Raw genomic sequence first — 13,480 nt, forward strand, 5'->3', positions numbered from 1 at the left:
AAAGGATGATAAAAATGGTCATAGGATATATGCCAATTATTTTACTTTTAATAATTGCTTTAGGTAATATTGCTGTTTCATTAAAAGTGCATAAGATAGTCAGAACATCTGACGCCTCAAATATCTTAGTGCTTGGAATAGTGACCATGGTTATTTTTGCCTTAAAAGATTTAAATGCATTTTCTTGGAGTTCAGCAATTGCTTGTGTTTTTATGAGCATCGTTGTTTTTAAAGATTTGTACGATGAGTATCAAATACAAATAAAGAATAAGTCTGAGGAACAGAACTAATGGGAAAGTCATTAACGTTTAGATGCATCTTTGCGGGAGTTGCTTTTTGTTTACTTCAAACTCTAGGAGATATATTGGTTGGTAGTCAACTAACTCTTTGGATAATTCTGGGAAATATTCTGTGGGGAGCGATTTTTGCTTACTTAATGTTTAAATTATTAAAAAGAATGCAAATGCGGAAGGATCATAAAAGGAAAGGTACAGATGAAATTTATTGAAGCTAGCAAGAAGAAAGATGCCCATACTGAGGAATGGATCGTAATTATTCTCAGTGTGATCTTTGCATATTTGATTAATAAACTATTTTTATCTTTGACTAATAGTACTAGTATTACAGCAAGTCTTGTAGTTCTAATTGCGAGCATGAGTATTTTTTCAATCACTTACTATTATGGTAAAGATAAACTCCAACAAAGATTAAAAAGCAAAAAGTAAGAACCAAATTGGTTGTAAAAAGGGCTAAATCTGTTAAATTATCATTTTTATTAAAAAATTATAGTAAAATTAATAAATGAATGATAATATTTAAACAATATAATCCTTTGGAGGACAAAAACATGAAAAATGAATTGGCACAAGTATTGAATGATTTCATTTCACTTGCTAAGACTCATTATGATCGAAAAGGTAACGAATACTTATTAGAACAATTAGAGATTGCCTTAGATAAGACGAATAACAATGTTCAAGATGCGGTAAACGAAGCACGAACAACCTATCAAAATGTGAATACGATTTGTTTAGTAAACCATCTCCATTTAGAAAAAGATGAAGAGGCATTACTTGAAAAAATTAAAGAAATTTCAATGAGTAAAGGCTGGCTTGGTGGCTTAAACAGCTGGAATACTACCAATACTTGGCCTGGAAGGTAGGAATGAAAATGCAAGCTTTTTATTATGCAATGCCAACTTTAGCAGTAATTGTAATTGCAGCATATATTTTTACTTCAGTTAAGATTCATAAGTTTATCTGGTTTTCACCAGTTGTTTATTTAGCTTTGATAGGAAGTATAGGACTCTGGATTAAAATTGGTACAAATATTTTTTCTACCTCAGAAACTGGAGTTTTCGGATTGCTTACACTAGAAGCAATTCTCTTAGAGGGAATTATTGAAGAATATAGATATCAAAAACAGAATCTTGAAAAGAATGAAGAGTAGCAAAGTAGCTACTCTTTTTTAATATATCAACTTTATGTGCATCTTTTCTCAAAGTGAACTAAAATGGAGCTGGAAAAAGGAATAGAAGTGATAACTTTGACTGAAAAAGATGATGAAGACGATGAGATAATTAAGGTAGCTCAATTATCTGTCGAAGATGCATTAAAAGAATTAAATACAGAGCAAGCTGGTTTAACTATTGATGAAGTACATACCTTGCAGCAAACATATGGAAAAAATGTTTTTGCTAAAGCAAAACAAGAACCACTGTGGAAGAAGTTTATAGCTAACTTTACAAGCTTAATGGCGATTTTACTTTGGGTAGCAGGGATAATAGCTTTCTGCGCAAATTTAGTACAACTAGGAATTGCCATTTGGGCTGTAAACATTATTAATGGGATTTTTAGTTTTTGGCAGGAATTTCAAGCTGATAAGGCAACCGAAGCTTTAGCGAATATGTTACCTTCATATACTCGTGTTGTGAGAAATGGTAAAGAAGAAAAAATTCTAGCTAAAGACTTAGTACCAGGTGACATAGTTAAACTAGAAGAGGGAGACGATATTCCAGCTGATATTCGTGTGATTGCAGCAACAAGTGCTCAAGTGGATCAATCATCCCTAACTGGTGAAGTAAATCCAGTGCATAAAGATGCACATCGAATTGAAAACGTCGAAAAGAAAAATCATGCTGATCTTAATAACATGATTTTTTCTGGTACAAACATGATGAAAGGAAATGTTACAGGTGCTGTTGTTAAGACAGGAATGAATACTGACTTTGGTAAAATTGCTGAATTGACACAAAATGTTAAGCAACAAAAGAGTCCACTTGAAAAAGAACTTGATACTTTAACGAAACAAATTTCAATTCTAGCAATTTCTATTGGTATTATTTTCTTCTTAGTTGCAACTTTCTTTGTACATTATCCTTTAGTAAAAGCCTTTGTTTTTGCTTTAGGGATGATTGTGGCTTTTATTCCAGAAGGATTAGAGCCAACTGTTACATTGTCCTTAGCCGGAGCAGTTCAAAGAATGGCAAAAAAGCATGCCTTGATTAAGCGTTTATCTAGTGTTGAAACGCTAGGGTCAACTTCTGTCATTTGTTCTGATAAAACAGGTACTTTAACTAAGAACGAAATGACCGTAAAAGAACTTTGGACTTTAGAGAAGAGCTATCATGTTTCTGGTGAAGGTTATGCAGTGCGGGGTCATATTAAAGAAGGACCAACGCATATTTTTGCAAAAGATAATGACACCTTGAAGGAAGTATTACTTGGTGGTGTTTTTGCAGATAATGCAAGAATTCAAAAGCCTAATCAGCAACATTCACGCTACCAAATCTTAGGTGATCCAACTGAAGCTTGTCTTGAAGTCGTTGCAAGGAAAGGAAAGATAGATGTTGAAGCAGAAGTAGAAAAAACGCCACGCGTTAAAGAATTGCCATTTGATTCAAGTAGAAAAATGATGACAGTGATTCAGAGCTCCGATGGTACACACCGTTTCAATACCTATACTAAGGGTGCCCCAAATTGTGTGGTTGATAAATGTACTTCTTACCTATGTGATGGTAAAATTCAGCCTATTACCCAGGAAATAAAAGATAAGATTATGCGAGCAAATGACGGCTATGCTAAAGATGGCTTGCGTGTCTTAGCAGTTGCTGGCCGTAATCTTGATCAAAAGATAATGGATAATTTAGATCTTGCAACAATTGATACAGTTGAAAGAGATCTCACCTTCTTAGGGTTAACCGTTATGATGGATCCGCCAAGAGCCGAAGTTTATAAGGCGGCACGTGAATGCCGCAAGGCTGGAATTAAAGTTACGATGGTTACTGGTGACTATGGTTTGACCGCTAAGAGTATTGCTCGTGAAATTGGCTTGACTGATCCGGATAAACCGCTGACAGTCATTACTGGGGATGCTTTAAAGACGATGCCTGATGAAGAGTTAAGACATTATCTTGAAGGTGAAGTTGTTTTTGCTAGAATGGCCCCTGAACAAAAATACCGTGTTGTTTCGATGTATGAAAAAATGGGTAAAATCGTTGCTGCTACTGGAGATGGCGTTAATGACGCACCTGCTTTAAAGAAAGCAAATATTGGTATCGCTATGGGTGGAACGGGTACTGATGTTGCAAAAGAAGCAGCCGATATGATTTTGACTGATGATAATTTTGCTTCTATTATAGGTGCTATTAAAGAAGGACGCGGTGTATACAGCAATATTCGTAAGTTTTTAATTTACATTTTGAACTCAAATATGCCTGAAGCCGTTCCATCTGTTCTGTTCTTACTTTCAGGTGGGGCAATTCCATTGGCTTTGACTGTAATGGAAATTTTATTTATTGATCTAGGTACTGACATGATTCCAGCTCTAGGTTTAGGACGAGAAGATCCTGAAAAAGGAATTATGGATCGGCCTCCAAGATCACCAAAGGATCATTTGATTAATAAAGATGTCTTGGCAAAAGCCTTTCTCTGGTATGGTTTAATTGCTTCGATAATTGCGACAGCTGCCTTCTTCATTGCGAACTTTTATCGTGGTCATATTTTTCCTAATTTGCCAGCAAGCGGCTGGGACTATCGCCAAGCAACTACTGTAACTTTAGCGGCAATTATTTTTTGTCAGATTGCGGCAGTCTTAAATATTCGGTATGCTAGACAGTCAATGTTTAACAAATATTTCTTTAAGAATTCGATGATTTTTATTGGGATCATTATGGAAATTGTCTTACTGCTATGCATTTCTTATGTGCCAGTCTTTCAGTCATTTTTTGGTACGGAGCCGCTTAATGCACATGATTGGATTATGTTAGTATGTATTCCGTTGCCTCTGATTTTAATTGATGAGTTAAGAAAATGGATTTTAAGAAAAGAGTCAAAAAATAAATAAACTTTAACTGCTAGTTTTAACTAGCAGTTTTTTCTTGCTAAAATAGTAAAAATACGGAGGTGGCGAAAGTATGAAAAAAGGATTAGTAATAGAAGGTGGCGCAATGCGCTGCATGTTTACTGCTGGAGTCATCGATACTCTGATGAAAGCAGGCATTGATTTTGATGGTGCAATAGGTGTATCAGCTGGAGCTGCTTTTGGATGCAATTATAAGTCAAGACAAATCGGAAGAGTTCTGCGCTATAACGTAAAATATGCTAGTGACCCACGTTTATCTAGTTGGCAATCATGGCTAAAGACTGGTGATTTATATGGAGCTGACTTTTGTTATCGAGAATTACCAGTAGAATTAGATGTATTTGATACCGCTGCTTTTCAAAAAAATCCCATAGATTTTTGGTGTGTGGCAACTGACATTAATAATGGTGAAGCAGTATATCATAAATTGATTTCAGGTAAAGAAGCAGATTTGCAATGGATTCGCGCCTCTTCATCCATTCCAGTTTTTGCGCGGCCAGTTGAAATTGGGAGTCGTAAGTATTGGGATGGTGGAATTAGTGATTCAATTCCAATTAAATTTTTTGAAAAAATTGGCTATGACAAGAACGTTGTCATTTTAACGCAGCCCCTCTCTTATCGAAAAGAAGCAAGTAAACTATATCCAGCTTTAGAATTAGTCTTACATCAATATCCTGCTGTCTTGAAAAAATTAAAGACAAGAGCAAAAGATTATAATGATGTACTTAATTACATTAGAAAAAAAGAAGTACAAGGCAAAATGTTAGTTATCAGACCGCCTTATCCTTTAGAAATTGGCACAATGGAGAAAGATCCCCAAGAATTGAGGCGCGTATACCAAATTGGTGTAAAAGAAGCTAAGAAAAATTTACAAGCAATAAAAACTTATTTGAGTGAATAATCTTCTTGAATGACTTGTCTAGATTACATTTCATTCGCTATAATTAACAAAAGCTTAAATTTTCAGTTTTTTAATAGTAATTGTAGAGGGAATGAATGTAATGAAAAAAACAAAACTGTTAAGCTTTTTCTTTGCACTTTTGATGTTTTTCTCACTCGGTGCTACTTTTATCAAGCCAGCTCAAGCGGCTAGCCAAAAGCAAGTAGCAGAAGGTAGTGTCTTGAAGAAGATTAAAAAGAGTGGAGAATTAGTAGTCGGTACATCTGCTGATTATCCGCCACTAGAATTTACCGCAAGTGAAAATGGTAAGACTAAATATGTTGGAGTAGATATTGAACTAGCCAAAGATATCGCCAAAGACTTGGGCGTGAAGTTAGTTATTAAGAATATGTCTTTTGACTCATTGTTAGTTGCACTCGAAACAGGAAAAGTAGACATGGTTATTTCGGCAATGACGCCTACTCCTGAAAGAAAGCAAAGTGTAGCATTTTCAAAAATTTACTATAAGCCAAGTGGTGAATATTTCTTAGTAAATAAAAAGGATAAAGACAAGTACACAAGTATTCAAAGTCTTAAAGGTCAAACGGTTGGAGCACAAACGGGGAGTAACCAATATAATTTAGTTAAATCTCAAATGAAAGATTCTAAATTAAAGGGTCTTGGGAAAATTAACAATCTTGTTTTAGCCTTGCAATCAGGCAAGGTTTCTGCAGTAGTAGTAGAAGAATTAATTGCTAAAGCATATGCCGAAAATAATAGTGGCTTAGCTGCAGTTCATTCAAACTTAAAAGAAACTCAAGCGGGAAATGCAGTTGCAATTGCTAAAGGACAAGATGATTTAGTAGCTCAAGTAAATAAGACAATTGATCAAGTTCAGAAGAAAGATTTGATTAGTAAAGAATATTTACCAGCGGCTGCTAAATATATGAAGACAGAAAAGAAAAGTAATACTTTTGCCAAGTACATTCCATATTTCTTTAAGGGTATTTGGTACACAATCGTAATTACTATTTTTTCAGTAATTATTGGTATTGTTTTAGGTATCATTTTAGCTTTGATGCGTTTATCAAAGAATCCAATTTTACACTGGCTTGCTGTTTGCTACATTGAATTTATCCGTGGTACGCCGCAAATGGTACAAATTTTATTTGTTTACTTCGGAATTGGATATTTGATTTCTAATCTTTCCGCTTTAGTTGCAGGTATTATTGCGATTGGACTTAATTCTGGAGCCTATGTGGCTGAAGATATTAGGTCAGGAATTGATTCTTTACCAAAAGGCCAGATGGAAGCAGCTCGCTCACTTGGTTTAAGCCGTCAAAAAGCCTTTAGATATGTCATTATTCCGCAGGCAATTAAGAACATTTGGCCAGCTTTAGGCAATGAATTTATTACTTTATTAAAGGATAGTTCGTTAGTTTCAGTAATTGGAGTTGCAGAACTAATGTATCAAACACAATTAGTTCAAACTTCAACTTATAAGGGTGTTCTACCATTATTTATTGCCATGATTATTTACTTTATTATGACTTTCTCATTAACGAGATTATTGAATCACTTTGAAAAGAGGATGAAGCGTAATGACAATGATTAAGGTTGAACATTTAAAGAAGAGTTTTGGAAAAAAAGAAGTCCTCAAAGATATTTCTGCAAATGTTGAGAAGGGAAAAGTTATTAGTATCATTGGTCCATCAGGTTCAGGTAAGAGTACATTTTTACGCTGTCTTAATGTACTTGAGACACCAACAAGCGGCAAGATAATTTTTGATGGGCAAGATTTAACACATATTAGTGAAAAGGAATTAGATATTTTAAGAGAAAAAATGGGAATGGTTTTCCAAAGCTTTAATCTTTTTCCAAATATGAATGTAGTTGAAAACGTTAAATTAGCTCCGATGAAAGTTAAAGGCGTAAGTGAAGAAGAAGCTGAAAAGCAGGCTTTAGAATTGCTTGATAAAGTGGGTTTGAAAGATCGGGCTAAGCAATATCCTTCTAGTTTGTCTGGTGGGCAGCAGCAACGTGTTGCGATTGCTAGAGCTTTAGCAATGGACCCCGAAGTAATGCTATTTGATGAACCAACAAGTGCCTTAGACCCAGAAATGGTTGGCGAAGTTTTAAAGACAATGCAAGACTTGGCAGATTCAGGTATGACAATGGTTATTGTTACTCATGAAATGGGATTTGCCCGTGAAGTTTCTGATGAAGTGTGGTTTATGGCAGATGGATATTTGCAGGAACAAGGAAGTCCAGAACAAATTTTTGAAAATCCGCAAACTCCTCGTGCAAAAGATTTTCTTTCTAAAGTACTTTAAATATTAATATTTTTTTAAATAAGCACTTTCTTTTTACAAGGAGAGTGCTTTTTTTATAATAGTTGCGTTAGAAAAGTTAAAGGGGATGAGTTTAATGAAGATTAGACAAGCTACAATGGATGATTATGATCAAATTATGACAATTTTAAAGGATGGTGCTAACCAACTAGCAGAACGTGGAGTTGACCAATGGCAAGGAGACTATCCTTCACCAGATCAAATTAAAGAAGATATTGAAAAAGGTTTTGCCTATTTAGCTGTTTCAGCTGATGGGGAAACAGTAGGTGCTATTTCTATAGTTGAAGCACCAGATCATTCTTATGATGATTTGAAAGGTGAGTGGCTTCTAGATACTGATAAATATGTTGTAATTCACCGCGTTGCCATTCATTCAAAGCACGCAGGTCATGGTTATGCTACTAAGCTTTTGACTGAAGTAATTGATTATATTCGTGATCACCGTAAAGATATTGATAGCATTCGAATTGATACACATGAAAACAATAGCGCAATGCAACATCTAATTGATAAGATGAATTTCACTAAAGTGGGAGAATTGCATGGAGTTTATCGTCCAGATGAAATTTCATACGTTTATGAGAATGTTAGAGAATAAATAAATTTTAGCTAGGTTGAAAAATCTAGCTTTTTTGTTGAGTTTAAGCATTCTGTTGACAGGTACTAATATGATAGAATATTCTTGTTGAATACTGTAAATTACATGGAGAAATCGATGAGAAAAAATTTTAAATTTAAAATAGCCGCTGTTTGTGGACTGCTAGCTATTTTAATCGGACTTACAGGCTGTGCTAACAATAATAGCAATAAGATTACTGTTGTTGGATCTAGTGCCATGCAACTTTTAGCTGAGCAAGCTGGAAATGACTATCGTCTGTCTCATCCTGACAGTAATATTGTTGTTCAAGGAGGAGGTTCGGGAACTGGTCTTAGCCAAGTACAGGCAGGAGCAGTTGAAATTGGAACTTCCGATGTTTTTGCTGAAACTCAAAAGGGAATAGATGCTAAGAAATTACAAAATCATCTTGTTGCCGTTGTAGGTATTGTTCCTATTGTCAATAAGAGTGCCGGTGTAAGCAATTTGAGTAAGCAGCAATTGAGTGATATTTTTACAGGTAAAATTACTAACTGGAAACAAGTTGGTGGTAAGAAACAAACTATCACTGTAATTAACCGTTCTAAGGGTAGTGGTACTCGTGGAACTTTTGAGGGTTTAGTTCTAAATGGAAAAAAGCCAATTCAGGCTCAAGAACAAGATTCTAACGGTACTGTACGTAAAATTGTCAGTTCTACACCAGGGACAATTTCTTATATCTCATTCCCGTATGCTAATGATGAAAATATTCAAAAATTAAGTATTGATGGGATAAAGCCTACGAATAAGAATGTCGAGACAAATCGCTGGCACCTTTGGTCTTATGAACATATCTATACTAAGGGTAAACCTAACAAGAATGTTCAAAAATTTATTGATTATATGCTTGGAAGTAAGGTACAAAATGATTTAGTACCTAAACTAGGCTATATTAGTATCGATAAGATGCAGGTCGAACGTGATAGTAATAATCATGTTGTTCAAAAATAAAGAATAGGACGTTTTGATGAATAACAAAGATCTTAAAAAAGTAGTTGAGTCTGCTTTAGATAAGCAAAAAGTTCCTCATGTTAAATTAAAGAAGATAGGTGCAAGTAAGGTTGATGTTGCCAGCTTAACTGAGCCATCAAAAGAAACACGACAGGAATATTGGGGTAAAGGGTTAACTTACTGCGCCATTATTTTAATTATTATTTTGGTTGCTTCAATTATTGGTTTTATTGGATTTCATGGACTAGAAACTTTTACTAAAGATCATGTGAATGTTTTTCAATTTTTGACTTCTAGTGATTGGGATCCAGGTGAAGGAAAGAATCATGTTGGAGCAGCAGCAATGATTGTAACTTCATTTTCTGTAACCTTATTAGCTGCTTTAGTAGCAACCCCGTTTGCAATTGCAGTAGCCTTATTTATGACTGAGTATTCTTCTAAAAAGGGTGCACGCTTTTTGCAATCAGTAATTGAATTATTGGTAGGAATTCCCTCTGTTGTTTATGGATTCTTGGGATTAACAGTTATTGTTCCTTTTATTAGAAATATTTTTGGTGGAACTGGGTTTGGTATTTTATCAGCGACTTTAGTTTTATTTGTCATGGTTTTACCGACAATTACTTCGCTAACTGTTGATAGTTTAAAAGCTGTACCATCTGATTACCGTAAAGCTTCTTTAGCTTTAGGAGCAACTAAATGGCAAACAATCTATAAAGTGATTTTGCGAGTTGCCTCTCCTAGAATTATGACAGCGGTAATTTTTGGGATGGCTAGAGCCTTTGGTGAAGCCTTAGCTGTACAGATGGTTATTGGTAATGCAGTTTTAATGCCAGCTAACTTAGTGAGTCCATCTGCTACTTTAACTAGTCAATTAACTAGTCAAATGGGAAACACAGTTATGGGAACATTACCAAATAATGCACTTTGGTCATTAGCGCTTCTATTGTTAATTATGTCTTTGGTCTTTAACTTCTTAGTCCGCTTAATTGGAAAGAGAGGACAGAAATAATGAATGCAAAAACTCGTAATAATATTGCTACTGCTGGTATTTATACTTTAGTGAGTATTGTGGTCATAATCCTCTTTGGGATTTTAGGTGATATTCTAATTTCAGGTGTGCCGCATCTTTCATGGCATTTTTTATCTTCTGAAGCTTCTTCTTATCAAGCTGGCGGAGGAGTAAGAGATCAGCTATTTAATTCCTTATATTTGTTAGTTTTAACCTTAATTATTTCACTTCCAATTGCGTTAGGGGCCGGTATTTATCTAGCAGAATATGCTAAAGATAATTGGTTTACTAACTTGATTAGAACAACAATTGAAATTTTAAGCTCACTTCCTTCAATTGTTGTTGGTTTATTTGGTTATTTATTATTTGTAGTACAGTTTGGATTTGGTTTTTCAATTATTTCTGGTGCCTTGGCTCTTACATTCTTTAATTTACCAACGCTAACTAGTAATATTGAACAAGCTATTGAAGGTGTTCCGCAAGCACAAAGAGATGCGGGACTTGCCTTGGGCTTATCTAACTGGAAAACAATTCGCGGGATCGTTTTGCCAGCAGCCTTACCAGGAATTTTAACTGGTATTATTTTGAGTGCTGGTAGAATTTTTGGTGAAGCCGCTGCCTTAATTTATACTGCAGGTCAAAGTGGATCTACAATTGACTATAGTAATTGGAATCCATTTAGTCCAACTAGTTTTTTAAATGTGATGCGTCCAGCAGAAACTTTAGCTGTTCATATTTGGAAGGTTAATACTGAAGGGATTATTCCCGATGCAACAATTGTTTCAGCTGCAACTTCTGCGTTGTTAATTATTGTGGTGATTTTATTCAATCTTGGAGCACGTGCCTTGGGTAATCATTTATACCGCAAATTAACAGCTGCTAAGTCATAAGGAGAAATTTATGCAAAATGTAAATGAAGCCCCGACATATATTCATCAATTTGATAAAGATGAGCAGATTATTTCGACGCAAGACCTTAGTGTTTTTTATGGAGGTAGCGTTCAAAAGCTTTTTAATGCTAGTCTTCAATTTAAGAAAAAAACTATCACAGCCTTAATTGGAGGATCTGGTTCAGGAAAGTCTACTTTTTTACGTTGTCTTAATAGAATGAATGATAAAGTGGCTCGAGTAGACGGTGAAATTTGGTACCATGGCTTAGATATCAATAAAAACAATATTAACGTTTACCAGTTAAGAAAAAATATTGGAATGGTTTTCCAAAAGCCTAATCCATTTCCAAAATCAATTAGAGAAAATATTACTTATGCTCTAAAAGCAAATGGTGAAAATGATAAGCAAAAATTAGATCAAATTGTAGAAGAAAGTTTAAGAGCAGCTGCTTTATGGGATGAGGTGAAGGACAAGTTAGATAAGAGTGCATTGGCAATGTCTGGTGGTCAACAGCAGCGCTTATGTATTGCGCGAGCTCTTGCATTGAAGCCTGAAATTTTGCTGCTTGATGAGCCTGCTAGTGCTCTTGATCCTGTTTCTACTTCTAAACTTGAGGATACACTTAAGCAGTTGAGAACTGACTATACAATGATCATGGTAACGCACAATATGCAACAAGCTAGTCGTATTAGTGATTACACAGCTTTCTTTCATTTAGGTCATGTTTTAGAGTATGACACTACTGAAAATATTTTTACTAATCCTAAAGGTGAAATTACGGAAGACTACATTCGCGGAAGTTTTGGATAAGGGGTTTACTGTGGAAAATATTATTACAAGTAAAGATGTTCACCTAAGCTATGGAAATGTTGAAGCTTTACACGGCATTAGCTTAGACTTTGAAGAAAAAGAACTTACTGCCTTAATCGGTCCTTCAGGATGCGGAAAATCAACCTTTCTTCGTTGTTTGAACAGAATGAATGACGACATACCTAATATTCATATTAGTGGTGAGATTAAATTTGAAAATAAGAATATTTATGGCCCTAAAATGGATTTGGTAGAATTGCGTAAAGATGTTGGAATGGTGTTCCAGCAGGCAAGTCCTTTTCCATTTTCTGTTTATGACAATATTGCTTACGGTCTTAGAATTGCTGGGATTAAAGATAAAGAATTGATCGACCAGCGAGTTGAAGAAAGTTTAAAGCAAGCTGCAATTTGGAAAGAGACTAAAGATAATTTAGATCGAAACGCTCAAGCATTTTCTGGAGGACAACAACAGAGAATTTGTATTGCTCGTGCTTTAGCGGTTCGTCCAAAAGTAGTTTTGCTTGATGAGCCTACAAGTGCTCTGGATCCAATTTCAAGTAGTGAGATTGAAGAGACTCTTCTTGAATTAAAGCATGATTTTACTTTTATCATGGTAACGCACAACTTACAACAAGCCTCTCGAATTAGCGACTATACTGCTTTCTTAATGAGTGGGGACTTAATTGAGTATGGTAAGACCTCAGATATGTTTATGAATCCGAAAAAGCAGATTACTAGTGATTATCTGAATGGACGTTTTGGTTAATAAAGGAGTTTTTAAGATGCATGAAGTTTTTTTAGATGAATTACGTAAGTTGAATACTCGTTTCATGGGAATGGGTATTGATGTTAGTGAAGCGATTGAAGAAGCAACACAAGCTTTTGTTGAACATGATAAAAAACTAGCGCAAAGCCTAGTTAAAGATGATCAAAAAGTGTCACGTGCTGCTACAAAAGTTGAAAAAAGAACCTTAAAATTAATGGCTCTTCAACAACCAGTTGCTAGTGACTTTAGAAATGTTATTAGTATCTTAAAAGCTACTAATGATTTAGAACGAATTGGTGAAAATGCTAATTCAATCGCTTGGGAAACAATTCGAGTAAAGGGAAATCCTCGTATTCCAGAAGTTGAAGCAATTATTAAGTCAATGTCCAAGAAAGTTAACTTTATGTTAGACCAAGTTTTAAAGGCCTATGTACAAGGTGATGAAAAATTGGCTCGTGAAGTTGCTAAAAAAGATGATGAAGTAGATGAGGATTATGTAAAGGCTCGTAAGTTAATTATTTCTGGAATTAAGCAAGATCCAGAAGCAGCGGTCGCTTCTTCAAGCTACTTTATGGTAATTCGTTTACTTGAACGTATTGGTGACCACGTCGTTAATTTAGCACAATGGGTTATCTATAAAATGTCAGGAGAATTAGTAGATTTAAATACTAAGGATACTGATGAGATGACCGAATTATAAAATTGAATATTTTTATGAAGCCGGCCAACAATTGATTGATATGGTTGGTCTACTTAAAAAATTTGAATATAGAAAAATAAGAACCTTCAATTTGAGGGTTCTTATTTTTATTTAACTTTATATCCC

At 34.9% G+C, this 13,480-nt stretch carries 15 protein-coding genes; all 15 read left to right on the forward strand.

Features of this window, described 5'->3' with window-relative positions; translation table 11 throughout:
- Positions 1 to 14 precede the first annotated feature (14 nt).
- The 15 genes from H0I41_RS03040 (at position 15) to phoU (ending at position 13,354) form a co-directional block, all read left to right on the forward strand.
- On the forward strand, positions 15 to 290 hold the full coding sequence (locus tag H0I41_RS03040; protein ID WP_135014112.1) for a hypothetical protein: 276 nt from the start codon (positions 15 to 17) through the stop codon (positions 288 to 290).
- A 204-nt stretch (positions 291 to 494) separates the two neighbouring features.
- A complete protein-coding gene (locus tag H0I41_RS03045; protein ID WP_004896932.1) occupies positions 495 to 725 on the forward strand; it encodes a hypothetical protein in 231 nt (76 codons plus the stop codon).
- A 122-nt stretch (positions 726 to 847) separates the two neighbouring features.
- Complete coding sequence (locus tag H0I41_RS03050; RefSeq protein ID WP_004896933.1) at positions 848 to 1,162, forward strand: bacteriocin immunity protein; 315 nt, start codon at positions 848 to 850, stop codon at positions 1,160 to 1,162.
- Between the two features lie 2 nt (positions 1,163 to 1,164).
- A complete protein-coding gene (locus H0I41_RS03055; RefSeq protein ID WP_004896934.1) occupies positions 1,165 to 1,449 on the forward strand; it encodes a hypothetical protein in 285 nt (94 codons plus the stop codon).
- Positions 1,450 to 1,512: 63 nt separating this feature from the next.
- Positions 1,513 to 4,344, forward strand: coding sequence for a cation-translocating P-type ATPase (locus H0I41_RS03060; RefSeq protein ID WP_135014114.1), 2,832 nt, complete (start codon positions 1,513 to 1,515; stop codon positions 4,342 to 4,344).
- A gap of 70 nt (positions 4,345 to 4,414) precedes the next feature.
- On the forward strand, positions 4,415 to 5,263 hold the full coding sequence (locus H0I41_RS03065; protein WP_011161725.1) for a patatin-like phospholipase family protein: 849 nt from the start codon (positions 4,415 to 4,417) through the stop codon (positions 5,261 to 5,263).
- A 100-nt stretch (positions 5,264 to 5,363) separates the two neighbouring features.
- Positions 5,364 to 6,857, forward strand: a complete 1,494-nt coding sequence (locus H0I41_RS03070) for an ABC transporter substrate-binding protein/permease (protein ID WP_011161726.1) — start codon at positions 5,364 to 5,366, stop codon at positions 6,855 to 6,857.
- Positions 6,844 to 7,575, forward strand: coding sequence for an amino acid ABC transporter ATP-binding protein (locus tag H0I41_RS03075; protein WP_011161727.1), 732 nt, complete (start codon positions 6,844 to 6,846; stop codon positions 7,573 to 7,575). Before H0I41_RS03070 ends, H0I41_RS03075 begins: the two co-directional genes overlap by 14 nt.
- 94 nt (positions 7,576 to 7,669) lie before the next feature.
- Positions 7,670 to 8,191, forward strand: a complete 522-nt coding sequence (locus H0I41_RS03080) for a GNAT family N-acetyltransferase (protein WP_004896939.1) — start codon at positions 7,670 to 7,672, stop codon at positions 8,189 to 8,191.
- A gap of 117 nt (positions 8,192 to 8,308) precedes the next feature.
- On the forward strand, positions 8,309 to 9,178 hold the full coding sequence (locus H0I41_RS03085; protein WP_135014115.1) for a phosphate ABC transporter substrate-binding protein: 870 nt from the start codon (positions 8,309 to 8,311) through the stop codon (positions 9,176 to 9,178).
- Positions 9,179 to 9,194: 16 nt separating this feature from the next.
- Complete coding sequence (gene pstC / locus H0I41_RS03090) at positions 9,195 to 10,187, forward strand: phosphate ABC transporter permease subunit PstC (protein ID WP_011161729.1); 993 nt, start codon at positions 9,195 to 9,197, stop codon at positions 10,185 to 10,187.
- The gene (pstA, locus tag H0I41_RS03095; protein WP_011161730.1) at positions 10,187 to 11,077 is read left to right on the forward strand and encodes a phosphate ABC transporter permease PstA; all 891 of its coding nucleotides are present in this window, start codon (positions 10,187 to 10,189) and stop codon (positions 11,075 to 11,077) included. Before pstC ends, pstA begins: the two co-directional genes overlap by 1 nt.
- Before the next feature lie 10 nt (positions 11,078 to 11,087).
- On the forward strand, positions 11,088 to 11,888 hold the full coding sequence (pstB, locus tag H0I41_RS03100; RefSeq protein ID WP_004896943.1) for a phosphate ABC transporter ATP-binding protein PstB: 801 nt from the start codon (positions 11,088 to 11,090) through the stop codon (positions 11,886 to 11,888).
- 10 nt (positions 11,889 to 11,898) lie between these two features.
- Positions 11,899 to 12,654: a phosphate ABC transporter ATP-binding protein PstB gene (gene pstB / locus H0I41_RS03105; RefSeq protein WP_135014116.1), complete on the forward strand. Its 756-nt coding sequence runs from the start codon at positions 11,899 to 11,901 to the stop codon at positions 12,652 to 12,654.
- A gap of 16 nt (positions 12,655 to 12,670) precedes the next feature.
- Complete coding sequence (phoU, locus tag H0I41_RS03110; RefSeq protein WP_004896945.1) at positions 12,671 to 13,354, forward strand: phosphate signaling complex protein PhoU; 684 nt, start codon at positions 12,671 to 12,673, stop codon at positions 13,352 to 13,354.
- Positions 13,355 to 13,480 lie beyond the last annotated feature (126 nt).

The organism is Lactobacillus johnsonii (assembly GCF_014058685.1).
In the GTDB taxonomy this organism is placed as follows: Bacteria; Bacillota; Bacilli; order Lactobacillales; family Lactobacillaceae; genus Lactobacillus.

Excerpts from the sequence above, each read along its gene's own strand:
- H0I41_RS03070 (WP_011161726.1), top strand. The coding sequence starts at position 5,364 with ATGAAAAAAACAAAACTGTTAAGCTTTTTCTTTGCACTTTTGATGTTT.
- H0I41_RS03085 (WP_135014115.1), top strand. The coding sequence starts at position 8,309 with ATGAGAAAAAATTTTAAATTTAAAATAGCCGCTGTTTGTGGACTGCTA.
- H0I41_RS03075 (WP_011161727.1), top strand. The coding sequence starts at position 6,844 with ATGACAATGATTAAGGTTGAACATTTAAAGAAGAGTTTTGGAAAAAAA.
- H0I41_RS03040 (WP_135014112.1), top strand. The coding sequence starts at position 15 with ATGGTCATAGGATATATGCCAATTATTTTACTTTTAATAATTGCTTTA.
- phoU (WP_004896945.1), top strand. The coding sequence starts at position 12,671 with ATGCATGAAGTTTTTTTAGATGAATTACGTAAGTTGAATACTCGTTTC.
- H0I41_RS03045 (WP_004896932.1), top strand. The coding sequence starts at position 495 with ATGAAATTTATTGAAGCTAGCAAGAAGAAAGATGCCCATACTGAGGAA.
- H0I41_RS03080 (WP_004896939.1), top strand. The coding sequence starts at position 7,670 with ATGAAGATTAGACAAGCTACAATGGATGATTATGATCAAATTATGACA.
- H0I41_RS03055 (WP_004896934.1), top strand. The coding sequence starts at position 1,165 with ATGAAAATGCAAGCTTTTTATTATGCAATGCCAACTTTAGCAGTAATT.
- H0I41_RS03050 (WP_004896933.1), top strand. The coding sequence starts at position 848 with ATGAAAAATGAATTGGCACAAGTATTGAATGATTTCATTTCACTTGCT.
- pstC (WP_011161729.1), top strand. The coding sequence starts at position 9,195 with ATGAATAACAAAGATCTTAAAAAAGTAGTTGAGTCTGCTTTAGATAAG.
- H0I41_RS03060 (WP_135014114.1), top strand. The coding sequence starts at position 1,513 with ATGGAGCTGGAAAAAGGAATAGAAGTGATAACTTTGACTGAAAAAGAT.
- pstB (WP_004896943.1), top strand. The coding sequence starts at position 11,088 with ATGCAAAATGTAAATGAAGCCCCGACATATATTCATCAATTTGATAAA.
- H0I41_RS03065 (WP_011161725.1), top strand. The coding sequence starts at position 4,415 with ATGAAAAAAGGATTAGTAATAGAAGGTGGCGCAATGCGCTGCATGTTT.
- pstA (WP_011161730.1), top strand. The coding sequence starts at position 10,187 with ATGAATGCAAAAACTCGTAATAATATTGCTACTGCTGGTATTTATACT.